Source organism: Glutamicibacter sp. NPDC087344, assembly GCF_044744225.1.
GTDB lineage: Bacteria > Actinomycetota > Actinomycetes > Actinomycetales > Micrococcaceae > Glutamicibacter.
The window spans coordinates 238,886-261,493 of record NZ_JBIUXY010000003.1; the positions used below are offsets into that span (position 1 = coordinate 238,886).

24 protein-coding genes and 1 riboswitch are annotated in these 22,608 nt (G+C 60.4%); of the genes, 14 read left to right on the top strand and 10 right to left on the bottom strand.

Annotated features, from left to right (window positions below; genetic code table 11):
* Positions 1-27: 27 nt before the first annotated feature.
* From tpx to ACIOWL_RS06385, 4 genes are all read left to right on the top strand, one after another.
* On the top strand, positions 28-525 hold the full coding sequence (gene tpx / locus ACIOWL_RS06370; protein ID WP_400382810.1) for a thiol peroxidase: 498 nt from the start codon (positions 28-30) through the stop codon (positions 523-525).
* Positions 526-954: 429 nt separating this feature from the next.
* Complete coding sequence (locus ACIOWL_RS06375) at positions 955-1,893, top strand: ROK family protein (protein WP_400382812.1); 939 nt, start codon at positions 955-957, stop codon at positions 1,891-1,893.
* A 175-nt stretch (positions 1,894-2,068) separates the two neighbouring features.
* Positions 2,069-2,791, top strand: coding sequence for a copper homeostasis protein CutC (locus ACIOWL_RS06380; RefSeq protein ID WP_400382813.1), 723 nt, complete (start codon positions 2,069-2,071; stop codon positions 2,789-2,791).
* Entirely contained in the window at positions 2,788-3,567 is a 780-nt protein-coding gene (locus ACIOWL_RS06385) for a DeoR/GlpR family DNA-binding transcription regulator (protein WP_400382815.1), read from the top strand. The genes ACIOWL_RS06380 and ACIOWL_RS06385 overlap by 4 nt, the downstream gene beginning before the upstream one ends.
* A gap of 21 nt (positions 3,568-3,588) precedes the next feature.
* Here ACIOWL_RS06385 and ACIOWL_RS06390 read toward each other — a convergent pair whose 3' ends face one another.
* The gene (locus tag ACIOWL_RS06390; protein ID WP_400382817.1) at positions 3,589-4,428 is read right to left on the bottom strand and encodes an aminoglycoside phosphotransferase family protein; all 840 of its coding nucleotides are present in this window, start codon (positions 4,426-4,428) and stop codon (positions 3,589-3,591) included.
* A 90-nt stretch (positions 4,429-4,518) separates the two neighbouring features.
* Between ACIOWL_RS06390 and ACIOWL_RS06395 the strand changes: the two genes are divergently transcribed.
* From ACIOWL_RS06395 to ACIOWL_RS06405, 3 genes are all read left to right on the top strand, one after another.
* Positions 4,519-5,301: a CPBP family intramembrane glutamic endopeptidase gene (locus ACIOWL_RS06395; protein ID WP_400382819.1), complete on the top strand. Its 783-nt coding sequence runs from the start codon at positions 4,519-4,521 to the stop codon at positions 5,299-5,301.
* Between the two features lie 20 nt (positions 5,302-5,321).
* The gene (locus tag ACIOWL_RS06400; protein WP_400382820.1) at positions 5,322-5,735 is read left to right on the top strand and encodes a GNAT family acetyltransferase; all 414 of its coding nucleotides are present in this window, start codon (positions 5,322-5,324) and stop codon (positions 5,733-5,735) included.
* A gap of 132 nt (positions 5,736-5,867) precedes the next feature.
* Entirely contained in the window at positions 5,868-7,172 is a 1,305-nt protein-coding gene (locus ACIOWL_RS06405; protein WP_400382822.1) for a hypothetical protein, read from the top strand.
* Positions 7,173-7,263: 91 nt separating this feature from the next.
* Here ACIOWL_RS06405 and ACIOWL_RS06410 read toward each other — a convergent pair whose 3' ends face one another.
* A complete protein-coding gene (locus ACIOWL_RS06410) occupies positions 7,264-7,908 on the bottom strand; it encodes a VOC family protein (RefSeq protein ID WP_400382823.1) in 645 nt (214 codons plus the stop codon).
* Between the two features lie 173 nt (positions 7,909-8,081).
* Positions 8,082-8,200, top strand: a riboswitch (SAM riboswitch).
* An 86-nt stretch (positions 8,201-8,286) separates the two neighbouring features.
* Here ACIOWL_RS06410 and ACIOWL_RS06415 point away from each other — a divergent pair.
* Together ACIOWL_RS06415 and ACIOWL_RS06420 are read left to right on the top strand one after the other, a co-directional pair.
* Positions 8,287-9,630 (top strand): bifunctional o-acetylhomoserine/o-acetylserine sulfhydrylase, encoded by a 1,344-nt coding sequence (locus ACIOWL_RS06415; RefSeq protein ID WP_400382825.1) that lies wholly within the window; start codon positions 8,287-8,289, stop codon positions 9,628-9,630.
* A 2-nt stretch (positions 9,631-9,632) separates the two neighbouring features.
* Positions 9,633-10,781 carry a homoserine O-acetyltransferase gene (locus ACIOWL_RS06420; protein WP_400382827.1) on the top strand — a complete coding sequence of 383 codons (1,149 nt, stop codon included), beginning with the start codon at positions 9,633-9,635 and terminating at the stop codon, positions 10,779-10,781.
* A gap of 63 nt (positions 10,782-10,844) precedes the next feature.
* On the opposite strand, the gene ACIOWL_RS06425 is transcribed toward ACIOWL_RS06420, so the two are convergent.
* Positions 10,845-11,696, bottom strand: a complete 852-nt coding sequence (locus tag ACIOWL_RS06425; RefSeq protein ID WP_400383255.1) for an SGNH/GDSL hydrolase family protein — start codon at positions 11,694-11,696, stop codon at positions 10,845-10,847.
* 430 nt (positions 11,697-12,126) lie between these two features.
* Here ACIOWL_RS06425 and ACIOWL_RS06430 point away from each other — a divergent pair, with 430 nt between their 5' ends.
* Entirely contained in the window at positions 12,127-12,780 is a 654-nt protein-coding gene (locus ACIOWL_RS06430) for an alpha/beta hydrolase (protein WP_400382829.1), read from the top strand.
* Between the two features lie 28 nt (positions 12,781-12,808).
* Here the strand turns inward: ACIOWL_RS06430 and ACIOWL_RS06435 are convergent, their stop codons facing one another.
* Both ACIOWL_RS06435 and ACIOWL_RS06440 read right to left on the bottom strand, forming a co-directional pair.
* Positions 12,809-13,321: a hypothetical protein gene (locus ACIOWL_RS06435; protein ID WP_400382831.1), complete on the bottom strand. Its 513-nt coding sequence runs from the start codon at positions 13,319-13,321 to the stop codon at positions 12,809-12,811.
* A gap of 483 nt (positions 13,322-13,804) precedes the next feature.
* A complete protein-coding gene (locus tag ACIOWL_RS06440; RefSeq protein WP_400382833.1) occupies positions 13,805-14,035 on the bottom strand; it encodes an RNA-binding S4 domain-containing protein in 231 nt (76 codons plus the stop codon).
* 181 nt (positions 14,036-14,216) lie between these two features.
* On the opposite strand from ACIOWL_RS06440, the gene ACIOWL_RS06445 reads away from it, so the two are divergent.
* The 4 genes from ACIOWL_RS06445 (at position 14,217) to chrA (ending at position 18,931) form a co-directional block, all read left to right on the top strand.
* On the top strand, positions 14,217-15,602 hold the full coding sequence (locus ACIOWL_RS06445; RefSeq protein ID WP_400382835.1) for a glycine--tRNA ligase: 1,386 nt from the start codon (positions 14,217-14,219) through the stop codon (positions 15,600-15,602).
* 7 nt (positions 15,603-15,609) lie between these two features.
* Entirely contained in the window at positions 15,610-16,539 is a 930-nt protein-coding gene (locus ACIOWL_RS06450; protein ID WP_400382837.1) for a GNAT family N-acetyltransferase, read from the top strand.
* 97 nt (positions 16,540-16,636) lie between these two features.
* Entirely contained in the window at positions 16,637-17,644 is a 1,008-nt protein-coding gene (locus tag ACIOWL_RS06455; protein ID WP_400382839.1) for a DMT family transporter, read from the top strand.
* 63 nt (positions 17,645-17,707) lie between these two features.
* A complete protein-coding gene (gene chrA / locus ACIOWL_RS06460) occupies positions 17,708-18,931 on the top strand; it encodes a chromate efflux transporter (protein ID WP_400382841.1) in 1,224 nt (407 codons plus the stop codon).
* Here chrA and ACIOWL_RS06465 read toward each other — a convergent pair.
* The 5 genes from ACIOWL_RS06465 to ACIOWL_RS06485 all read right to left on the bottom strand — a co-directional run bounded on the left by ACIOWL_RS06465 (position 18,885) and on the right by ACIOWL_RS06485 (position 22,582).
* Positions 18,885-19,475, bottom strand: coding sequence for an RDD family protein (locus ACIOWL_RS06465; protein WP_400382843.1), 591 nt, complete (start codon positions 19,473-19,475; stop codon positions 18,885-18,887). The two genes, chrA and ACIOWL_RS06465, sit on opposite strands and share 47 nt — an antisense overlap.
* A 47-nt stretch (positions 19,476-19,522) precedes the next feature.
* A complete protein-coding gene (locus ACIOWL_RS06470) occupies positions 19,523-19,807 on the bottom strand; it encodes a putative quinol monooxygenase (protein ID WP_400382845.1) in 285 nt (94 codons plus the stop codon).
* A gap of 74 nt (positions 19,808-19,881) precedes the next feature.
* Complete coding sequence (locus ACIOWL_RS06475; protein ID WP_400382846.1) at positions 19,882-20,349, bottom strand: GNAT family N-acetyltransferase; 468 nt, start codon at positions 20,347-20,349, stop codon at positions 19,882-19,884.
* Positions 20,350-20,468: 119 nt separating this feature from the next.
* On the bottom strand, positions 20,469-22,118 hold the full coding sequence (locus tag ACIOWL_RS06480; protein ID WP_400382848.1) for a DUF5671 domain-containing protein: 1,650 nt from the start codon (positions 22,116-22,118) through the stop codon (positions 20,469-20,471).
* Between the two features lie 2 nt (positions 22,119-22,120).
* Positions 22,121-22,582, bottom strand: a complete 462-nt coding sequence (locus tag ACIOWL_RS06485; protein ID WP_400382849.1) for a hypothetical protein — start codon at positions 22,580-22,582, stop codon at positions 22,121-22,123.
* Between the last annotated feature and the right edge of the window lie 26 nt (positions 22,583-22,608).

Consider the following 22,608-nt stretch of genomic DNA (forward strand, 5'->3'; position numbering starts at 1 on the left):
GAGGCACCTTCGTGGTAAACAAGAACTATGGCTAATACTGCATTCAAAGGTACCCCTGTCCAGACTATTGGCGATCTGCCAGCCGTAGGCTCGCAGGCACCTGCTTTCACCCTGACCGACACCGGCCTGGCCGACGTCACCAGCGAATCGCTGGCCGGACGTCGCGTAGTGCTGAACATCTTCCCATCGGTTGACACCGGTGTGTGCGCAGCGAGCGTTCGCCGCTTTAACGAACTGGTTGCCGGCTTGGAGAACACCACCGTGGTGTGCGTTTCCGCCGATCTGCCATTCGCCCTGGGCCGCTTCTGCGGTGCCGAAGGCATCGAGAACGTTGTGGCGGCTTCCGTGTTCCGTTCGGACTTCGGTTCCGACTACGGTGTCACCCAGATCGACGGCCCGCTGGCCGGCCTGCTGGCACGCTCCGTTGTCGTTCTGGATGAGTCGGGCAAGGTTGTGTACACCCAGGTTGTCCCGGAGATCACCACCGAGCCTGACTACGATGCTGCGGTTGCAGTCCTGAACTAGGTTTCGAACAGCGGTCAGGTGCCGCGTGAAATAAACCTCATAATGGCGTCGTGTGCCGACCTGTGGTCGGTGAACGGCGCCATTGGTTTGTGGGCGGCCCGGCCTGCCGCAAAGCTCTTCCGTTCCCCAGCCTCATGCGGAAAGCGTCGGGGCGCAGAACTTTCACCAAACGCCGATTAGATCGATTATGATTGCTATGGACAATAAATAATCATAAAACGTCACGATTGTTTCACTGGTTGGTCAGATGCCGGCCTTGTGACCACAAAGCGAGAGGCCCACGATGAGCTCACGATCTGCCCTGGGTGCGCGTCCGGCCAGCGGGCCGGTTGCCCGTGCGGATCAGCGCCGAGAGGTTACCGCGCGCCTGCTCACGTCGAAAAGCCTGCGCAACCACACACGATCGGTCGTTCTGGAAGGCTGCAGGCCATGAGCGAACATTTTCTGCTGTTTGACGTCGGAGGCACCGACATCAAGGCGGGGCTGGCTAATGCAAACGGTGAGATCCTGCAGGTGCTGCGCGAACCAACACACAAAGTCGGCCCCGAACACGCGGCCGCTGAACTTGTTGGTCAGCTCTCAGCCCTGTCACGCAGGCTCACTTCTCAGTCCGCAATCACCCCGGTGGCCGCTGGCCTGGCCGTCTGCGGTCTGGTTGATGCTGAAAGCGGGACAGGGATCTTTTCCGCAAACCTCGGGTGGCGCAACGCACCGCTACGAGCCATGGCCAGCGCCGAGCTTGGCCTGCCCGTGGGATTCGGCCATGACGTCGCCATGGCGGCGCGGGCGGAATTGGAACTAGGCAGCGGAGCCAAGGACGCCGCGCTGCGCCGCAACGCGGTGGTCATGGTGATCGGCACCGGCATCGCCACGGCACTGATGGTTGACGGGCGGCTCATCAGTGCCGGAGGATATGCCGGAGAACTTGGCCATGCCCAGGTCCCCGGCGGGCTGCCTTGTGCCTGCGGGGCTACCGGCTGCCTGGAAACATTGGGATCGGCCGGAGCCATTTCCAAACGGTACCAGCAAGCCACCGGAAAAGCCGGCGGGGCCAAAGAAGTATTTGCCGCCAGGGCCGCCGGTGATGAAATTGCCGCCGGGATCATCCATGAGGCCATCGAGGCGTTGACCTTCACCATGGCGCAGCTGTGCTCCTCGGTAGCACCCGAGGGGATTGTGCTTGGCGGTGGACTGGCCCAGGCCGGGGACTCGTTCATCGAAGAGCTGCAGGTTTCGTTGCGCCGCAGGCTCTCATTCCACCGTGAACCCCGGTTGATTCCCGCGCATTTGGGGGCCGACGCAGGGTTGCAAGGCGCCATGATTCTCGCTCGGGACATTGCCGCTCAACGATCTCACCTGGCCCTATGATCCCCAGGTTTGCTCCCGCCCCGGCACTCGATGAAATCCGCGCGGACGTGCAGCCTGCTGCCTTGGGGCGGCAAGCGTTCAGGAACTCCACGAATTCCGATGTTCACCGGCTCAACCCCGAGCCACCGTGCAACAGCCTGCGGAGTGAAGCGATGCTGGGTAGGAAGGAAAGCTAATGGCGCGCACGGCAGTTTTAGAAATTGTGGCCACCAGCGCACAGTGCGCCCAGCGAGCAACGGCCGCCGGCGCAGACCGGCTCGAAGCCTGCGAGGTGTTGGAACTCGGCGGGATCACCCCGGGCCCGGAGGTGCTAGACGGTATTTTGGGACACCGTCCCGCACTCGGTGTCCATGCGCTGCTACGTAGTCGCCCCGGGGACTTTGTTTACTCCGAAGAAGAGCTGCGGGTGATGGAACGCCAGGCGCGCCGTCTGGCCCGGGCAGGCGTGGACGGGCTAGTCCTCGGTACCTTGGATAACAGCGCGAGTGTTGATCTCGTGGCGGTGTCTCGGCTGGCCTACGCCGGTCTTGAGGTTAACCCGCACCTGGAAATCACCCTGCACCGGGCCATTGACGCCAGCGCGGATCCGGTGGCTTGCCTGGCCCAGATACTGGGTCTTGGTGTCCACCGTGTATTGACCAGCGGAGGACGGGAAACTGCTGGAGAAGGCCTTCGCGCCATCACGCAGATGGTGCAGGTGGCCAACGGCGGAATCCAGATCATGGCCGGTGGCGGCCTGCGCGCTGCGGACATTAAACCGATGCTTCAGGCAGGGGTTTCGGCCGTGCATTTCTCTGCGAAAAAACATCACGCCGGCACCCTGAAGGTGTCGCGAACACAGGTGCAACAGCTGCGGAGCGCGTTGGACACACTGAACGAGCAGGGACAGGATTTATGAAACGTGAAGAACGGCTGAACCACATTCTCGACCTGCTGGCCAACCGCGGCCAGATCGAGATCGACGAGCTGGTGCAGCAACTGGATACAAGCCCGGCAACGGCCCGACGGGACCTGGACTCACTGGCAGCAGCCTCGCTGCTCACCCGCACCCACGGCGGGGCGGTCTCCAACTCGGTGGCTTACGACCTGCCCTCGCGGTTCCAACGCGACGAACACGATGAAGAGAAACTTCAGATCGCCAAGGCCGCCGTGGCCCTGGTGCGCAAGGACATGGTGGTTGGTCTTTCCGGCGGCACCACCACCAAGGCGATTGCCACGGAACTTGGATTGTGCCAGGAACTGGCCGGGGAGCCTGGACGGGTCACGCTTACCGTGGTGACCAACGCGGTCAACATCGCGTCACTGCTGGCAGTTCGACCGCACATTCGGGTCATGGTCACCGGCGGTGTCCTCAACGACCGTTCCTATGAGCTGGTCGGCCCCATGGCCCAGTCTTCATTGGCCCGGATCACCCTGGACCTGAGTTTTGTGGGAGCGAACGGACTGATTGCGGAAACCGGGCCGATGCTCCGTGATGAAATGGAGGCCGCGGTCAACGAACAACTGGTTCGGCAGTCAGCACGAAGTTTCGTGGTGGCTGATTCCTCCAAGATCGGCCAGCGTTCCTTCGTGATCCTGGATAAAGAGCATCTGACCGGAGTCATCACCGATACCAAGGTCACCCAGGCGCAACGGGCCGCGCTGGCCGCTGGCGGCATGCCGATCTACGAGTAGCGCGGTGTTCGCCTTCAGGGCCTAAATTACTGCGGCGGCGCCGTGCAGCCGCGGAGCGATTTTGCGCATCAGCTTATCCACCCGGGGGTTGTCGCTGCGCAACAAGGTATCGGCAAGCCGTTCCAAACCCATCAAACCCAGCCAAATCCGCGCCCGCCGGGCCTGTTCGGCATCCGGGGCGATCTGCTCGATGAGATCTTGACCGTGCCATAAGGCGAGGTAGGTGGTATTCAGGGCCGGATCCCACGCACTGGCCAGGTCCCAATCGAGAATTCCGACCGGCTTTTCCCCGTCCCAGTGCATGTTTTCCCCGGCGAGGTCGCCATGAACCAAGGACGGCGGCACCGCTTCGAGCTGCGGAAGCTGCGCGAAAACGGATTTCGCGGCGGTGCGCAGGTCATGTGGCAGATATTCCAGGCAGCGTTCCTGCGCGGCCGGATTCCACCGGCCAGCAAAGGCGAAGGGTTCGGCCAGATCTGCCAGCAAGAAACTGATATCCACCGCGGCCAGGTCGCGCACGATCTTTTGCAACGTGGCCGGATCCCCGCGGTGCGGTTCGTGGGCCCGACCGGGGATGAAACTCATCGCGACGGCGTTGCGCCCATTGAACTGTGCAATCCCGCTGCACGCGGTGGGTACCAGATAGGGAAGTTGGGTGGCGAGCTGGTCATGGAGCCGGACGCTGCGCGGCATGTTGGCACTGGATACCTCGGTGCGTGCCATGCGGATGACCGCCTGCGTATTGGCCAACAAGACGGTGTGGGACTGGCCTGCCTCATTAACCGTTCCGTTGTCCCAGGACAGGTCGGGACAAAGCTGTTGTCCTAACCGAATTTCGGCATCGGTCGCGGGACGGGACACAAGCAACTCACTTCACACAGAACTGGCAACGGCTTCTACAGGCTACCGCACCACACTCGGTGCAGGGCGCCTACACAGGTTGCACGGTCTATGATCAACAACGTGAAGACACAGACCAGCGCCCAGGGTGTAGACCGGCGCACACTGAAGTTCGAGATTGTTTTGGTGATGGCGCTGAGCCTGGGACAGAGCGCGGTGTATTCGCTGGTCAGCTTCGCGGATAAGGTCACCCGCGCCCCGCTGGGTGAACAAACCACCACGATGAACAATCCGCTGAACACCCGCGAGTATTTTGACCTCACGTATCAGCTGCTGGATATTCTTTTCGCGCTGGTCCCGGTGGTGCTGGCACTGTACTTGATGCGGCGCAGCACCGGAACCAGCCTGCCGATGATCGGTTTCGATTTCCGGAAACCCGGACGGGATGCGCTGTGGGGCGCGGGCCTCTTTGCGGCCATGGGACTGGGCACCCTGGGGGTTTACGCGGCGGGGCGGGCGCTGGGGATTACCACGGCGCTGTCCACCGCAAACCTGGGGGATTATTGGTGGAGCATTCCGGTACTGATGCTCTCGGCCGCGAGGCACGCGGTGCTGGAGGAAGTCATCATGCTCGGGTTTCTTTTCACCTATGCCGGCAAGCTCAAAGTCGGCCTCTGGACAACCATCCTGGCCTCGGCACTGATCCGCGGCAGCTACCACCTGTACCAAGGAATAGGCCCGATGATCGGCAACGTCATCATGGGTGTCATTTTCGGTTGGTTCTACCACCGCTACGGCCGCGTCATGCCGCTGGTGATCGCGCACTTCCTGCTGGATGCCATCGGTTTTGTCGGTTATTTGGTGCTCGGCCCAGCGATTGGCATAGGCGCGTAAGCTACCCGTACCCTTGGAGCATGGATCTTATTGAGCTCTCCGAGGCCTGGGTGGATCGGGCCGCGGACCTGTGGGAACGCACCGGTTTGACCCGGCCGTGGAATGACCCGCACGCCGATGCCCGCAAGGCCCTGGTGAGCGAAACGTCCACCATTCTGGCATTTGTCCAGGGGGAGCGGCTGATCGCCACGGCGATGGCCGGAGACGACGGACACCGTGGCTGGCTGTACTACGTAGCAGTAGAACCCACCGCGCAATCCCAGGGAATTGGGAACCGCATCGTTCAGGAGGCAACAGCCTGGCTGCGTCGCAGGGGCAGCGTCAAGGTGCAGCTGATGGTGCGCACGGAAAATGATGGGGTCATCAATTTTTATGAAAAGTCGGGATTCGAGCACCAGGAAGTTGCGGTGTTGGGCAAAAGACTGAGTCCCTAGACCCCTTCATGGCACGCCGAATGGCGCATTGATCAGGAAAAGCGGATAGAGTTGCTCCGGTACAAATAATCCGCCAAACGGATGAAATCGTGGCTGACACAAGATTTTCCGGTCGAGATCTGAAGGGATGACATGCCATTCGCCGAGCTCTGGAGCTCCTCGCGTGCCAGCCTGGCATTAACGACGATGCTCATTGGCACCGAACTGCTGGCGCTGCTGATCACCGTAGAGACTGAAAGCATCAGCCCGGAAGGGCTGAGTGTCGCTTCCTCGGCCGGAGTACTTTTTGCCGGGGTGATCCTGGGAACCTACGCGGCCTGGGTGGGGAGCCGGTTTGGCCGTCCCGCGCTGAGCCGGGCCAGCGGCGCCCGCGAGGTGGTTGTGACATCCGTGAGGTTGCTCGCCCCGGCGTTGGTGATAGGCGCCGGCGCCTATCTATTGGGATATATCACCGTCATGTACCGGATGTACGAGTTTTTTGTCCCCGACCTCGCCCTGTCGTTGCTCGCCCTGCTCATGATTCTTGGTTTGTGCCTCGGCGGACTGGGGCTGGGATTGCTCTTGCCGCGCTGGCTGGCGCTTGGTTCAAGCATGGTGCTGTTCGCCGGGCTTCAGCTGTTTTCCCTCGTGGCGCCTGGGCCGGTGCTGAGCAACATGGCCGGACTCACCGGATGCTGCAGCCAGGACTCGGGTCCGAATCCCGGTGTCGTCCAGGCGGTAGTCCTGTGCTATCTTGGCTGGTCGCTGCTCGGGGCGCTGGCCATTTGCATCAAATCCAAGGGCACGCCTCGGCTCGCGCGCCGGGTGCTGTGCGTGGGCGGAGTTGTGTCGCTGGCGGTGTTGTGGGGCGGTGGAGCCCTCGCGGCGCAGAGCGCCGGGGCCGAACAAGAAGTCAGCCGCACTTCCCAACTCAGGTGCGAGCAGCCCGGAGACGGCCACGAGTACTGTTTCTGGCCTGCCGAAGCCAGCGAATGGGAGCTGGGCGGTCACAATATTGTCGCGGGCATCAAACGCCTGGAAACAGCTACCGGGATCAGCCAGCCGGCGGTGATCACCAGCAGCAGACGGCATGCCGAGGCAACGGGCGGCCTTCGTTTTGATTTCGAGGACCGCTATTCTCCCGAATCGGTGGTGTGGGATCTGGCGATGTCCCTGTCGATTAATCCCAGCGAGCAGTGCCTGAACACCTTGGAGCCAGAAGACGGCTCGACCGCTTCGGAACAGGTATATCCCTCGGCGCAGGATTCGATGTGGGAGCAGGCCAATCTGATGTATCAATGGTGGACAACCAAGGCAGACCGCGAATTTTTCGATTCGGACCAAGGCGAGAGTCTAGCTGCCCTGCTGGCACTGGATGAGCAGTCCCAACGTGCGTGGGTGCAGCGGGCGGCCGAGGGCATCAAATCCTGCCACGTGGTTGAACTGCCCGGGATCTAGGATCAGGATTCAGCGGCGGCAAGGGAAAAACCAAAGGTAGGTGGGGACGCCATTGTCCCCGCCTACCTTGGTGCTAGTGCATTTTCCGGTCCTACAGCACTACCAGGCCCTTGGCCGTAGCGAAGGTTACCGAAAGGATCCCCGGAGTTCCGTTGGGGGCCTGGTACTTGGTGGTGACCGGGCCCAGATTCACATTCTCGGGCTGGCCCAACCATTCGAGCACACGGTCGCGGGACCCGGCAATGCTGATCTCGCTAATTTCACCGGTTGGTTCCAGAGCTCGTGAGGGGTGCAGCTCTTCGGTTCCGTCATCCCAGCGCAGCAGGTAGGGGACCTGCGGGTCTGCGATCAGGCCCTTGATTCCAATCTGCTGCCAGGTGAGTTCGCGGCCGTCGGGGAACTTGCGATTCCCCGGAACAGCCTTGCGCCCCAGGCGTTCCTCCGCGCCGCTGAGGTCGTCCAATGAGACACACCAACCCATCCAACCGCCGCCCAGTTCGGAGCGGGCGCGCACGGCCTGGCCGAAAGGCGCCTTGAGGCTGGCTGGATGATTGAGCACCTCGACGACTTCAAGGTACTGGTTGTGCTTGAGTGGGAAAATTACATTGCGAGTTCCAAATCGTGGATGCACGCCTCCCTTGACGAATTCCAAGCCCAGAGACTCTGCAATTCTTTCAGCGGTTGGCAAGAGCCCATCTGGGCCGCATGCGTACGTAACGTGATCTAGCCTCATCATGTGCCAATCATGACAATATTGTGATCCCAGTCTCCACTTAGGTGATCCTAAGAATTATTCGCTCATCGAATTCTGTGCGACGGGTGGGGTATCTGCTGTGAATATGACCGATTGAGTCTCCAAAGCCCGCGTCAACTTGTCAAAATATTCGATTTTCAGGCACACTTGAGGCAGGTCATGAGTCCCAGTAACAAGCCCCGGCTTACTGGGCGGCAACCCTCCAACCGCGGTGGGGTGCCCCGGGTGAAGACCTGGCCCTTGAGTCATTCGGCTTAAAGGACAAGCGCGGGTTACCCCTCTGGCAAAACCTCATCGAGGTTCTGCTTGGTGGAGTGTCAGTGGTGTACCCCCATAGTTACAGAACTTTTGGAGGCTGCCATGAGCAACAACTGGTCGTTTGAAACCCGTCAGATCCATGCGGGCCAGAGCCCTGATCCGGTCACCGGGGCACGTGCCCTGCCGATTTTCCAGACCACATCATTTGTGTTCCCTACCGCTGAAAGCGCGGCCGCGCGGTTTGCCCTGCAGGAATTGGAACCGATCTACACCCGCATCGGCAACCCGACCACCGAGGCCGTGGAAAACCGCATTGCCGACCTTGAAGGTGGGGTGGGAGCGTTGCTGCTGTCCTCCGGGCAAGCGGCGACCACCTTCGCGATCTTGAACATCGCCGAGGCCGGCGACCACCTGGTTGCCAGCCCGAGCTTGTACGGTGGAACGCAGAATCTGCTGAAGCACACCCTGAAGAAGCTGGGAGTCGAGGTCACCTTCGTTGCCGACCCGGATAACCTGCAAGAGTGGCGTGACGCGGTCAAGCCGAACACCAAGGCATTCTTCGGAGAGACCATCTCCAACCCCCGCCAGGACGTCCTGGACATCGAGGGGATCTCCGCCATCGCCCATGAGGTTGGCGTGCCGTTGCTGGTGGACAGCACCCTGGCGACCCCGTACCTGATCCGCCCCATCGAGTGGGGTGCGGATATCGTGATCCATTCGGCCACCAAGTTCCTCGGCGGCCATGGCAACGCGATTGCCGGTGTCATTGTTGACTCGGGCAACTTCGACTTCGCCAAGGACCCAGAACGTTTCCCAAGCTTCAACACCCCGGATGAGTCCTACAACGGTTTGGTATTCGCCCGCGACCTAGGTGTTAACGGCATCCTGGGAGCGAACCTGGCTTACATTCTTAAGGCTCGGGTGCAGTTGCTCCGCGACCTTGGCTCCGCGCCGGCTCCGTTCAACGCATTCCTGATTGCCCAGGGGCTGGAAACCCTCTCGCTGCGTATCGAACGCCACGTGGAAAACGCCACCAAGGTGGCGAACTGGTTGGAAGCTCGTGCGGACGTGGAAACGGTCGCCTACGCAGGTCTGGAATCTTCGCCGTGGTTTGAGCGTGGCCGCAAGTACGGACCTCGCGGCGCCGGCTCGGTGCTGGCCTTCGAACTGCCTGGTGGGGTAGAAGCAGGAAAGGCGTTTGTCGACGCGCTGCAGCTGCACTCCCATGTGGCGAACCTGGGTGATGTCCGATCCTTGGTGATCCACCCGGCCTCCACCACCCACGCGCAGCTCTCCGAAGAGGAACGCCAGGCCGCCGGTGTGCGCCCGGGTCTGGTTCGACTCAGTGTTGGACTGGAAAACATCAACGATATTTTGGCTGATCTTGAGCTTGGTTTCCAGGCTGTGGCAGCACTCGAAGGCAAGGAATTGCAGGAATCCCGCTAGGTATGGCATCCATTGTGACTACAGAAGATACCCTCCACACCGAAGAACTCACCCACGGAACACATGGCATTTTGCGTCATGCGTCCGTGGGGGAGTACTCCTTTGAATTTGGCGGTTATCTGCCGCAAGTGACCCTGGCCTATGAAACCTGGGGCACCCTGAACGCCGACGGCAGCAACGCGGTACTCGTGATGCATGCCCTGACCGGAGACGCCCACGTCTCCCAGGGGGATTCGCAGACCGCCGGCTGGTGGGAAGATTTTGTTGGTCCCGGTCGCACTGTGGACACCAACCGATTTTATGTGGTCTCCATCAACATGGTTGGTGGTTGCAATGGATCCACGGGGCCTGCCTCGCTAGATGAGGATGGAGTTGCGTGGGGATCACGGTTCCCCTTTGTCACCATCAAGGATTCGGTGCGCCTTGAGCAACGACTGGCCACACAGCTAGGTGTTACTCGTTGGCACACCGTGCTCGGTGGATCGATGGGCGGGGCGCGTGCCCTGGAGTATGCGGTGGAGTTCCCGCAGCAGGTGGCGAACCTGGTGGTTATGGCTTCCACCGGGCAAGCCAGCGCCGAACAGATTGCGTTCGCGCAGGTGCAGACCCAGGCGATCCGCTTGGATCCGCATTTCGCCGGGGGAGACTACTACCAGAACCAGTCGCGCCCGGATGAAGGCCTCGGGTTGGCCCGACGTCTGGCGCACCTGACCTACCGTTCCGAGGCCGAGCTGGAATTCAGGTTCGGCCGCAAGGCGCAAGAAGGCGAAGTGCCGGACGGCCCCTTCGAAGGGCAACGCGGACGCTACCAGGTGGAAAGCTACCTCGATCATCAGGCAAACAAGCTGGTGAATCGTTTTGACGCGAACAGCTACCTGATTTTGACCGAAGCGCTGATGAGCCACGACGTGGCTCGCGGGTACGAATCCTTTGACCACGCGCTGGCCCGGCTGGAAGCGGTTAACGTCCTGGTGGCAGCGGTGAGCTCGGACCGTTTGTACTTCCCGGAGCAGTCGGTGAAACTTGCCGCGTCGCTGGCCGTCCCCAAACCGGTGCACTACATTGAGTCGCCCATCGGGCATGACGGCTTCTTGACCGATGCCGCACAGCTTGAAGGGGTGCTGCGCACCCTCGTTTTCAACGAGGACTAACAGCCGGATAAAGCATAGGGCCGCGCCACCAGTTATCGGTGGCGCGGCCCTGTGCTTGCGTTCTCAGAGGGTGCTGTCACCGGCACCCAGCGAGTCGTTCGGGGCGCTGTCGGCAAACGGCATCGGGGTGGGGCGTTTGGCGGTGATTCCATCGCCCGAAGACTGGTGGCGCAGGCGACGCAGCACCCAGGGGGCTAGGTGCTCACGGGCCCAGTTCAGGTCCTCAATGCGAGCCTCTTTCCAGCTGCGGTGATCTTCAACCGGATCAATGCTGGCGTCCAGCGTATGCGGGACGTTTAGCGCATCCAGTGCCATCGCCGCAATCCGCTGATGGCCAAGCGGTGAGAAATGCAGCCGGTCGGCAGCCCACATGGCCGGTTGGTGCAATTCCCGCAGGGCCCACATATCCGCCACGATGGCGTCGTACCGTGCCGCGACGGTGCGTACGTTTTCGTTGTAGATCGCCACGCGACCGCGAATGCTTCCGAGCACCGGGGTGTCCCGAATATCCGGCCCGGTGAACAGCAAGATTGTGGCACCGGTGGAATTCAGCCGAGAAATCGTGGAGTCGAGTTGGTCGGCAATGTTGTCAGGATCTCCTCCCGGACGTAAGACGTCGTTGCCGCCAGCGCAGATTGAAATCAAATCCGGTTTCAGATTAATGGTCGGCTGGATTTGCTCCTCGATGATCTGGCCGATCAGCCGGCCCCGGATCGCCAAGTTGGCGTAGGCGAAATCGGGGGCTCCGCGGCTTAGCTCCTGAGCCAGACGGTCAGCCCAACCGCGAAACGACTGGGGTGATTGCGGGTCGGGGTCTCCCACACCTTCGGTGAACGAATCACCTATTGCTACGTAGCGGCGCCAAGGGTGCACCGTGGGATTCTCGGAGTCAGGGGTGTTTGAACTTGAAGAAATAGCCACAAGCTAAATTGTTACTCGTTGGTAACCTTATGTCAACGATTCGAAAAAACTGCGCGACCGGATGCGATGCCTGGATAATAACAGTTTGCCGCGCCGAATACGTGCATCGGGATGAGGCTTCATGTTCGCTCCGTTGACCAACCCATGAGAGATGGTGGGGCTGTTGAACGACCGTGGACGTCATTCCAGCAAAGCTGGAGTGTCGCGCAAGATGGATACGACGGGCGCATTTGCCGGTTTGTCCGTGAGGAATCACCTGAGGCTGATCAAAAAACCTGATCAAGGAGAACCCCCGCCACCGGGAATGCGTGAACACATTGCATGACGAGCAGTATTCAAACTCGTCGGTGGGCGGCGGTAATCAGGATTTGTGGCGTCACTTGATGCACTGCCGGGAGACGGAGGTCGCTACGCTTGAACTACTATGACTATTCCTGAAGCTGCTCCGGTTGCGTTGATTTCCCGCAACGATGAATCCCGACTCGGCACTCCACTGTTGGTGTTCCTTCATGGCTACGGTTCGAATGAAGAAGACCTCATGGGTTTGTCGCGCTACTTGCCGCAGGATTTCACCTATCTCTCGGTGCGCGCGCCGTTGCAAGCCGGGCCCGGGTTCAGTTGGTTCCCGCTGACTCAGGAAATCGATTACTCCGTCGAATCCGTTGCCCAGAGCGTCAAATCCCTCTGGGAATTCCTGGAGCCGCTGGCGGCCCAGCACTCGTCTCTGACGCTGCTTGGATTCTCGCAGGGCATGGCCATGGCCACCTCGCTGGCTCGCTACCAACGCGAAGCGGTATCCGCCGTGGTTGGGCTGTCTGGTTTCGCTGTCGAGGCCCCGGAATTGGAGATTTTTGACGACGCAAAACTCAAGGCAGATCCACTGCCGCTGTTTTGGGGGCGTGACCTGGCTGACCCGGTCATCACCCGCGACAAGATTGAATACACCCTAGGCTGGGTTCCTGCGCACACCGAACTGACCAGTGAGACTTACCCGCAAATCGCGCATTCGGTCAGTATGGAGGAGCTGCAAGATGTTGATGCCTTCCTCAAGCGGGAAGTCTTGAAGCAGGATTCCTAAGCCGGTACCCACGGCCTGACTACTTGGTTCAGGCCGTGGCGGAGGCGTCGGCAGCAAGTGCCGAATCTTCCACTGAAAACATCACCACGCTGTCCCGGCGGTTAAACAGATGCGTAGTGATCGTCCGGCCGTTGCATTCCCAGATGCAGGGAGGGGATTCTTCGTCGTCCCACGGGTGGGAAGGTTTACCGAAGAGTTTGGTGAGCTCGATTCGTAGTTCAGTGAATCCATGTTGAGCAATTGGGGCGCCTGGTTCCTGGCTGCCATAGAGAAAAAATGTTATGCCGAGTAACTGTTCCTTGTAGGTGCTCCAAGAACCGTGCGGTTGTCCATCGAGATTGGTCTCCAGCTCAATCAGCTGATGGGGCGATTTTCCGGTTTCCAGTTGATCTCGGTGTCTTGATTGGAATCCAAGGCGCGTGAATAGTTCTCGTCGCTCGCCATCCGACCGTGGCCAGGGCCCAACAACCAATTTCCCAGCGAGTTCCGCGACAGTACTAGGCGCAGGAATCAATTCCAAGGCAGCGGCGATATCGAACATGCTTTGAGCTTACCTGGGATGGGTACCCGACTTTTTGGGCCCTTGGACGTGGCGCCGTGACGGGAGGTTATGCACGTTTCAACCAACTTTGAAGCTGCCTTTGCTTTCCAGCAGGCAGTTTCTAGGTAGAAGCTTCGAACCGATGGGGCGGCCGGACTAGCAGCGAAGCTGGGTGGCTTGCTTTTAGCAGTTTGCATCTTCCAGCGTCTGCGGTCGACGAATTTGTGTCGATGGGCATGGGGAAGTGTCTCGTTTGCGCCTTGACCTGAGGTGAAACTTGTCAACCGACGCCTACGCAGTTTTCTAGGCGAGCGGTCATAGGTGAATACCTATCTGCGAAAACGCCTTAAGTCGATGGACGAATGCAAGCGAATCCCAGGAGAGTTCAGGAGCCGCTGCTGATGCCGCGCTGAAAGGCAACGACCCAGCCAGCTGACTCACCACGAAACGCGAAATTCGTCGACGGAGCCGAGCTCCCCGGCACTAGGCGCGGCTGGAAACCCTCACGCATTCACCGTTGGCGCACACCACGTCGCCCTGACGGATCTGTGCTCCGCGTCGGGTTTCGACCTGTCCATTGACGGTGACTACGCCCTCGGAAATCAGCTCCTTGGCATGGATTCCATCCTCGGCCAGGCTGGCCAGCTTCAGCAGCTGCCCCAGGCGGATGGACTCGTCGCGGATTTCAAGATCAAAAGCATCGGAAGCACTCATAGACTCCATTCTTCCCCATGAGGCGGGAGCTTTTGCCCTGCGGCGGGAAAAGAGCGGGGAAGTTCACCTGCTGATTACTTTCAGCGACTTAGTTTCAGGGGCCTTGAAACGATACGCTTGGAAGGTATGTATTTTTCTACGGACCGCAACCAGCGGCCTCGTAATTTCCTATGGAGTTGATATGGCGCCACAGTCCAAGCTTGATCAGGTCATTTCCCTCGCGAAACGTCGCGGGTTCGTCTTCCAGGCTGGTGAAATTTACGGCGGTTCCCGCTCCGCATGGGACTACGGGCCCCTGGGGACCGAGCTGAAGGAAAACATCAAGCGCGAGTGGTGGCAGAACTTCGTCCGCGGCCGTGAAGACATGGTGGGCCTGGACTCCTCGATCATCCTGCCGAAGGCCGTCTGGGAAGCTTCCGGCCACGTGGCCACCTTCACCGACCCTCTGGTTGAGTGCGTGCAGTGCCACAAGCGCCACCGCCAGGATCACCTGATTGAGGCCTTCGAGGCCAAGAAGGGCCGCAAGGCGCAGGACGGCATGAGCGAGATCGCCTGCCCCGACTGCGGCACCAAGGGCCAGTTCACCGAGCCGCAGATGTTCTCCGGCCTGATGAAGACCTTCCTGGGCCCGGTAGACACCGAGGCCGGCCTGGCCTACATGCGCCCGGAGACCGCACAGGGCATCTTCGTGAACTTCGCCAACGTGCTCACCGCCAGCCGCAAAAAGCCGCCATTCGGCATCGGACAGGTCGGCAAGGCATTCCGTAACGAAATCACCCCGGGCAACTTCATCTTCCGTACCCGTGAGTTCGAACAGATGGAAATCGAGTTCTTTACCGCACCTGAAGATGCGCCGAAGTTCTTTGATCAGTGGGTTAAGGACTGCTGGGCCTGGTTCCTGGACTTGGGCATCAAGGAAGAGAATCTGCGCCAGTTCGATGTGCCGGAGGATGAGCGTGCTCACTACTCGGCGGGCACCATCGACTTCGAGTACCGTTTTGGTTTCCAGGGTTCGGAGTGGGGCGAGCTGATGGGTGTCGCCAACCGCACCGACTACGACCTGTCCAGCCACGCCAAGGCATCGGGCGCCGAGCTGAGCTACTTCAACCAGGCCACCGGCGAACGTTACACCCCGTACGTGATCGAGCCGTCCTTCGGCCTGACCCGATCGATGATGGCATTCCTGGTTGACGCCTACACCGAGGACGAAGCCCCGAACACCAAGGGCGGCGTGGACAAGCGCACCGTGCTCAAGCTCGACCCGCGGTTGGCACCGGTCAAGGCCGCCGTGTTGCCGCTCTCACGCAACGAGAACCTTTCGCCAAAGGCCAAGGACCTTGCCAACGAGCTGCGCAAGCGCTGGAACATCGACTTCGACGACGCCGGAGCTATTGGCCGTCGGTACCGCCGCCAGGATGAGATCGGTACCCCGTTCTGCATCACCGTGGACTTCGACACCCTTGAGGACCAGGCCGTGACCATTCGTGAGCGTGACACCATGGCGCAGGAACGCGTCGCCCTGGATCAGGTGGCGAGCTACCTCTCCGAGCGTCTGAACGGAGCCTAAAGCCCCGATGAATGTACTGGAATTCCGCCCCTGGCGTTCCGGGGACGACCTCGCGTTGCTGCAGATCTTCGGGGATCCGCGATCCCCGCAAGCGCACCAGGACCGCACCATGCTGCGGGAGAACAGCGACGCGCCGTTCTCCCGCACCCTGGTAGCTGCGGTCGATTCGGTCGCGGTGGGAGCAGGCGTGGTGTTTGCCTCCTCGCTGCATCCGCAGCGGCTGTGGCTGTATGTCGAGGTTGCCCCCGAGATGCGCCGTCAAGGTGTGGGCAGGGAACTGGTCGCGCGTTTGCGTGAGCTGATTCCTGCCGGGACCACCATCGAGCTCAAGTCCCGCTACACCGTGACCGCAGGAGACAGCGCGCAGGCCGCGGCGGCGTTCTGCGCCGCCTTGGGCTTGGGCGAGATCCAGGTTTCCCGGGATGTCATCCTGGAACCAGGAGCCCTGGCGGAACCGGTGTTCGACACCAATGACCGCGTCATTGAGGAACTGTCTACCGGCAGCGTGGAGCTGACCAAACTGGTGATGGACTTCTACAATGCGGTGCACGCCGACTGGGATCCGGCGGCCATGACCGTGGGCTCGGCCCAGCGGATGCTGCTCGATGAGAACACCGGGGCCCAAGGGGCACTGGTGCTGCGCGACAAACCCAAATCCGAGGGCGGGGTGCCGCTGGCTTTTGCCGTCAGCTACATTCCGGCGCGCGAGAACGCACCCTCGGACGTTTTGGTTGGCCACAACCCGGCCTTCAGCGACGACGAGGTAGCCGAAGCGGTGCGCGACATGGTCGCCATGCTGGTGTACCAATACCCGGTGAAACTCGAGGTCGATTCCTCGATGTTTGTGTTGTCCTCGCTGGTTGACGCGTTAGCCAGCGTGGAGCAGGCAACGGTCATCTCAACAACCCACGTGATGGCCAGCGACGCCGCACGCTAGCCGGAGAACACCGCAACGGGACCTATCATGCAGGTCCCGTTGCGGTTTTTCCATTCCCGAAAACTTCTTCCAAAATTTTCTGTACGAAAGCTGTCTTTTGACCTCCCGCACCACGGTGTCTCCGGTTCGCACCGGCGGCACATTTTTCCTGATCATGCTCAGCGTCGTTTCCGGCCTGCTGCTGTCCATCCAGTCGCGTATCAACGGGGCACTGGCCTCACAGCTGGGGGACCCGATCGCCGCGTCGACCTTCAGCTTCGGGATCGGCATGATTGCCTTGATCCTCACCGCGCTGCTGGCGCCAAACGCGCGCCGCAGCGTACGGCGGGTCCCTGCAGTTCTGCGCGAACGGCGGTTTCCACGCTGGTATTTGGCGGCCGGGGCCGTTGGCGCGCTGATTGTTTTCAGCCAGTCAGCGACGGTGCCGTTGATCGGGGTGGCCCTGTTTACCGTTTGCCTGGTGACCGGGCAGTCAATCGGTTCCATGGTCATGGACCGGGTGGGATTTGGCGGGGCCGTGCCGCGCAAGATCAACCTGATGCGAGTGATCGGCGTGGTGCTGACCATCGTCGGGGTGGTGTGGGCGGTCAACCCAGGCGCCGCCGGGACGGATATTTCCGGTGAACTTCTGCCCATGGGTTTTGCCATCGTGGTGGGTATGCTGATGGGATTCCAAGGAGCCGCCAACGGCGCGCAATCCGCGGCCTACGGATCTGTGGTTGCCGCGACCCTGGTGAATTTTGTGGTGGGTTTTGTGGTGTTGGCCGCGGTCATGGTGGTCCGCTTGTCCCAAGGGACCGTGCTTGAACACCTGCCCACCGAACCCTGGTACTACATTGGCGGGCTGCTGGGGTGCATTTTTGTGGGCCTGACCGCGACGGTGATCAAGCATCTTGGGGTGCTGATTACGAGTTTGGCCGCGGTGGGCGGGCAGCTGGTTGGCTCCCTGGTCTTGGACATCGTGGTCCCGGCCGCCGGCAGTCACGTAAGCGCCGCAACGGTGCTGGGAACCACCCTGACACTCGTGGCGGTGGCGTTGGCCTCGGTCTCCGGTGCGCGCGGAACCACTGCCGCCATGGAGACCCGGCAGAAGATCCACCGCTAATCCCTTAGGCGCCGGCAAAACCCTGTTTACCTGGCATTTGCCTTCGCTGCGTAGGCTGAGTTCATGGCCGCTGAGCAACACCATCACCGGGGAACTGCCCGGGAAGTCTTCTCCGTTTTTCTCAAGCTGGGGTTGATGTCTTTTGGCGGGCCCATAGCGCACCTGGCTTACTTCCGCAGTGAACTCAGTGAACGCCGGCGCTGGGTCACCGACCGGCAGTTCGCGCAATTGGTGGCACTGTGCCAATTCCTGCCGGGGCCGGCCTCCAGCCAGGTTGGATTCGCATTGGGGCTGCACAGTGCAGGGCTGCGCGGGGCCCTGGCGGCCTTCGCCGCCTTCACCCTGCCCTCAGCGGTATTAATGGTGCTTTTCGCTTATGGCACCACACTCTTTGACGGAACCGTTGGCCAGGGGTTGATCTCCGGCCTAAAGATTGTGGCGGTCGCAATCATTGCCCAGGCAGTACTGGGTATGGCCAGAAACCTGACTCCAGATGCCACCCGTGCGTCGATTGCGGTGATTGCCGCACTCTGCGCACTGTTGCTGAGCGGAACCCCTGGCCAGCTGCTGGCCATCGTCCTAGGCCTGGTCGCAGGCTATTTCCTCTGCCGGGAACCTCGCTCCATCACCGCTGAAAAGTTCGAGCAGCCGCTGGTTTTCGGTATCAGCCGGCGCACCGGAATCCTCTGCCTGGGAATTTTTGCCCTGCTGTTTCTCGGGCTGCCAATCCTTGCCAGGTCCCTGGGGCATGGCGAACTTCTGCTGTTCGACGCGTTCTACCGGGCCGGGGCGCTGGTTTTCGGTGGAGGCCACGTGATTCTGCCCCTGCTGCAGGACGCAGTGGTGACTTCCGGATGGGTCTCAGAGTCGCAATTTTTGGCTGGTTACGGAGCCACCCAGGCGGTACCCGGACCGATGTTCACCTTCGCCGCCTATCTGGGAACCATTTCTACCGTAGGCCCGGGAGGTGTTTTTGGCGCCGCCATAGCACTGGCAGGGATTTTCCTTCCCGGGCTGCTGTTGCTTCTGGGGGTGTTGCCGTTGTGGAATATGCTTTTACAACGAGCCTGGGCGCAAGCGGTGATCCGCGGGGCCAACGCCGCGGTGGTGGGTATCTTGGCCGCCGCGTTATACAGCCCGGTATTCACCAGCGCAGTGCACGGACCTGAAGACTTTTCCCTAGGTTTGTTGTGTTTTGTGTTGCTGGTGTCCTGGAAATGTCCACCGTGGTGTGTGGTGCTTATCGGTTCTCTTGGTGGGGTGGCGTTGGCGTTACTCGGAACCTGATCACCGTGGTGCCAGCGACTAGATCATGGGGTCCACGCCCCTGGGGATGAATGGCCATGGTGAGCAGGTAAATCAGTGGCAAAATATCGGCAATAACTGCCGTCAGCAAGAGCCAGAGTGGAAAATCGGTACTTCCGGTGGACGCGATATTAACAAAGTTCCAAACCGCGAAGTGGGCGATTTCCCAGGGCAAGAGCTTGATAACAGTGCGCAACAGGATTTTTTGTTTTGGAACTCGGCCAGCTGATTGTGCATCAACGACCCGCAGCCCCAAACAGCGTTTGCCAACCGTGGCCTGAGCTGTGGAAGTCTCCGTGGAGTAGAGATAGATTCCCACCGGAAGCACCAGCACCATAAATCCCAGCAGCTGTGCTCCCGCGGTTCCTAACTCAAGCCAGTTGTATAGCCGACCGGTTGACAGCCACAGCAGACCGGTTGCCAGTGCAAGCACGAGCATCCACCCGAGGATCAAAAGGTAATCCACGAGTGACGCTAGAACCCGGCTCCAGAAGGAGGCCCTGAGTGGCTCTTGCACAACGGCCATACCCGTAAGGTAGCACGTGCTTCTGGCATCCGGGGTGTGAGACGAGCTTAGTTCTCCAGACCAGTTACTTCGTAGTCTCGGATGATCTCACGGGTTACCCGGCCCCACAGGCTACCGGCGACACGCGCTTGATGATTCCTAAAGGCCTCTGCGTTGGTGAAACGCTCTTCAACCAACCACACCAGCGGGTTATCGGAGGGGGCCACCTCAAAAGAGATGCACCCTGGCTCGGCCCGCGTCAGCTCGGTATGTAGTGGCAGGTGTTCGGCAACCAGCCCGGATTCGGACGAGTTCTGACAGATCAGGCGGCCACTCAAACATACTTCGCTCATTTAGATATCGTAGCCCGGATACAGCTACGGCGCCCTTGAGCGTGAAGCACCGGCACGGGAGGCAACGCGTTGATTTAGGCCAGGGTTTTTCGCATTTTGATGCTGGTGGTTTCGTACCCGAGGGACTCATAGAGCGAGTGGGCTGAGTGATTAAAACCGAATACACTCAGCCCCAGTGTAGCTGCACCTTGAGATTTGGCGTAGTCCTCGGCCAGCCGCATACCCTGCTTGCCGTACCCCTTGCCCCGATGCTCGGCTTCAATCAGGAGGTCCCAAACCCACCACGAGGTGGGATCATCGGACGTGTCGCGGCCAACCCACACATAACCAACCACCACGGAATCTGCCACGAGGTCAAAAACGGCGTTATCGGCCGTTGGCTGACCGGTGGGAAAACTGTCATAAATGCTTCGCCGGGCCTGCTCTCGTGCATGCTCGGGAGTGTTTCCCAAGGTCACCAGGTCTGCGGCGTATTCGGCGGCACTTCGTTCCAGCCACTGCGGAAACAAACTGGGATTGAGTGCTGAAGCGCTAAGAGTCATCAACAAATTTTATACCCCAGTAGGTTCCGAAACGTCATAGCTGCATCGGCGTAGCTTGGTGTAGGCAATCGCGGTGCGGCGGCGTCGAGACCCCGCAGATGGTTTCTGATCGGCAAGTCCTAGTTGGACAACGCGGTAAAACTCACCTGGCCCTCAGTATCGGCCACTGCCAGCAGCGAGGTGGCGCTGGTGGCTACAGTCGCGGTGATGTGAGAGGCAAGCTGGTCCAGGACGGTTTCGGGCAATTGCGGGCCGCTGGAGGCAATCCACCGCACGTCCAGCTCGGAGTTACTACTCAGCGCGGAGAGCAGGCGGTCGCTGCCTTGAGGAACAACCACAATGACCGTGCGCGGTGCTGTCACCTCGGCGTGGGGGAGCTGCGAAACCTTTGCTCGCTCTGCGGCTAATTGATCCCGATCGGATTTCCACAAGACAAAGTGGTAGGCGCAGACCCCGGCGGTCGCGACCAGCCAACCCAAGGGGCCGCGGATGTAGTCCAGCAAGCCTACCGTCGAAGTCGTTGCACCCACCAAGATTTCGAACACACGATAGCCGACAATCAGCAAGGAGACCAGCGCTACGACGGCACTGACCCCGAAAAAGAGCACCAGGTAAACGCGGCGGGAGCCGGGAGCTGCGGGAGCACCGGGCCGGAAGTAGCGAACCCAGGTGAGTCCTCCAACGAGTGTGAGGGCAATGCCGGTGCGTAGAACCGATTCGGCGGTGCCGGTGCTCATTTGGGTGGAAAGGGCGGCCAAGAGTGCGTTGATAACCATTCCCAGGCCGCTGGCGAGCAATGCGAGTGAAATTCCGCTGATCATTTGGCGGGCAACGGATTTCAGTTGGTCCCCGCGGTCCTTCAGCTGCCAATCATGGTAGATCCACATCAGCGCGCCGGTCAGCAGCGTGGCCACCGCGAACGGGCCGAAGGGGGCAAACCGGTCAGCCATGTCCGTGAAGTCCCAGGGCAGGGGGATCAAAATGTTGAGCGTGGCCGTGGCGGCCAGGAGCGTGGCCAGTGCCGCAAGGCAGACTCCCACCAGCATCACCACGATGGAACTGAAAGGATCCCGTAGCTGCTGAACACCCTGCAGCTTCCAATGCCAGAACCACAGCACTGCTGCGCCAAGCAACCAAATGACCGCTTCCAGCAGAATCGGAAGCTGGCTGGGGCCCACCAGCGTATCGGCGGGTACAAACATGAGTTCCAGAGCTGTGCGCAGCGCGACGACCAGGGAAAACCCGGTCAGCCCCACTGCGTACGCGTTGCCCACCGTCGCCGCGAGGTGGGGCAGCTCCTGCGGAGCGTACTTGGTTGACTTCAACATGGTGAACTGCCAACCGGCGATGAGACCCCAGCCAACAGCGGTGCCTGCATGGTCTTGCCAGGTGTCATGTGCTGTTCCGAGGACCACCGTTGAGAGCAGCTGCAGTAACGCGGTGGAAGCCATGATCAGTGCGATCAGGTAGAGCACAGCACCTTGCACGGACCAGACCGCGGCATCTGTGGGACTGGTATTGATGAGTTTTTTGCGAATCCATACCCACAACGCCCAGGCCAATGGCCCGGGGATGACGGTGAGAGCTAGAGCCATGGCCAGGACCAATTGGCGGTCGTCGGTTACGGTGAATCCGCGCAACAATATGCTGAGCAATAGGGAGAGTCCCGTACCGAGCAATATCAAAAGAATCAGCAGCAAACCATGCAGAATCAGGCTTCGCAGGGTATTGACGGTGTAACCGGTGGCGGTGGTTGCCGATGAGCTCATGGCTACAGCCCCAATTCTTCCGCGGTGCACAGACCAATTTGCCACGGTGCGGTGGTAATCAGCCAGGTGCCGTTGATCTGTTCCAGTTCGAAAATATCTTGCGATTCGTAGGAGTCGATACCTAGCAGTCCGTCCTCGCTGTAGGTCATGGAAACGGTGATGGTGGACAACTGATCCGACGTAACTTCACGGATCAAGGCGACCTGTGTGGAGTTTTCGCTCGAAGTATAGGTATCGCACACCTGTTTGTCGTGCCCGTTCTCGACATACGTCTGCGCCGTGGCCAGATCCGAAGATTGGAAGGCCAGTAGGTAGCGCTGGACAACACCGGATGGGGTGTCTGCCTCATGCATGGGTGGGGTTGGGCGCAGTGAAACAACAATCAGGGCGGCTATTATCAAACCCACACTGACTGCCAGCAAAGCGATCAAAGCTCGCTTAGGTGACGCAGAAATACTTGTCATCTGCTAAGTTTCTACTACTTCTGATT

Bases quoted from the DNA above. Each gene is read 5' to 3' on its own strand.
- ACIOWL_RS06385 (WP_400382815.1), top strand. From the start codon at position 2,788: ATGAAACGTGAAGAACGGCTGAACCACATTCTCGACCTGCTGGCCAAC.
- ACIOWL_RS06485 (WP_400382849.1), bottom strand. From the start codon at position 22,582: ATGACAAGTATTTCTGCGTCACCTAAGCGAGCTTTGATCGCTTTGCTG.
- chrA (WP_400382841.1), top strand. From the start codon at position 17,708: ATGGCCGCTGAGCAACACCATCACCGGGGAACTGCCCGGGAAGTCTTC.
- ACIOWL_RS06400 (WP_400382820.1), top strand. From the start codon at position 5,322: ATGGATCTTATTGAGCTCTCCGAGGCCTGGGTGGATCGGGCCGCGGAC.
- ACIOWL_RS06480 (WP_400382848.1), bottom strand. From the start codon at position 22,118: ATGAGCTCATCGGCAACCACCGCCACCGGTTACACCGTCAATACCCTG.
- ACIOWL_RS06380 (WP_400382813.1), top strand. From the start codon at position 2,069: ATGGCGCGCACGGCAGTTTTAGAAATTGTGGCCACCAGCGCACAGTGC.
- ACIOWL_RS06430 (WP_400382829.1), top strand. From the start codon at position 12,127: ATGACTATTCCTGAAGCTGCTCCGGTTGCGTTGATTTCCCGCAACGAT.
- ACIOWL_RS06470 (WP_400382845.1), bottom strand. From the start codon at position 19,807: ATGAGCGAAGTATGTTTGAGTGGCCGCCTGATCTGTCAGAACTCGTCC.
- ACIOWL_RS06465 (WP_400382843.1), bottom strand. From the start codon at position 19,475: ATGGCCGTTGTGCAAGAGCCACTCAGGGCCTCCTTCTGGAGCCGGGTT.
- ACIOWL_RS06420 (WP_400382827.1), top strand. From the start codon at position 9,633: ATGGCATCCATTGTGACTACAGAAGATACCCTCCACACCGAAGAACTC.
- ACIOWL_RS06410 (WP_400382823.1), bottom strand. From the start codon at position 7,908: ATGATGAGGCTAGATCACGTTACGTACGCATGCGGCCCAGATGGGCTC.
- ACIOWL_RS06405 (WP_400382822.1), top strand. From the start codon at position 5,868: ATGCCATTCGCCGAGCTCTGGAGCTCCTCGCGTGCCAGCCTGGCATTA.
- ACIOWL_RS06435 (WP_400382831.1), bottom strand. From the start codon at position 13,321: ATGTTCGATATCGCCGCTGCCTTGGAATTGATTCCTGCGCCTAGTACT.
- ACIOWL_RS06440 (WP_400382833.1), bottom strand. From the start codon at position 14,035: ATGAGTGCTTCCGATGCTTTTGATCTTGAAATCCGCGACGAGTCCATC.
- ACIOWL_RS06375 (WP_400382812.1), top strand. From the start codon at position 955: ATGAGCGAACATTTTCTGCTGTTTGACGTCGGAGGCACCGACATCAAG.
- tpx (WP_400382810.1), top strand. From the start codon at position 28: ATGGCTAATACTGCATTCAAAGGTACCCCTGTCCAGACTATTGGCGAT.
- ACIOWL_RS06415 (WP_400382825.1), top strand. From the start codon at position 8,287: ATGAGCAACAACTGGTCGTTTGAAACCCGTCAGATCCATGCGGGCCAG.
- ACIOWL_RS06445 (WP_400382835.1), top strand. From the start codon at position 14,217: ATGGCGCCACAGTCCAAGCTTGATCAGGTCATTTCCCTCGCGAAACGT.
- ACIOWL_RS06450 (WP_400382837.1), top strand. From the start codon at position 15,610: ATGAATGTACTGGAATTCCGCCCCTGGCGTTCCGGGGACGACCTCGCG.
- ACIOWL_RS06395 (WP_400382819.1), top strand. From the start codon at position 4,519: ATGATCAACAACGTGAAGACACAGACCAGCGCCCAGGGTGTAGACCGG.
- ACIOWL_RS06475 (WP_400382846.1), bottom strand. From the start codon at position 20,349: ATGACTCTTAGCGCTTCAGCACTCAATCCCAGTTTGTTTCCGCAGTGG.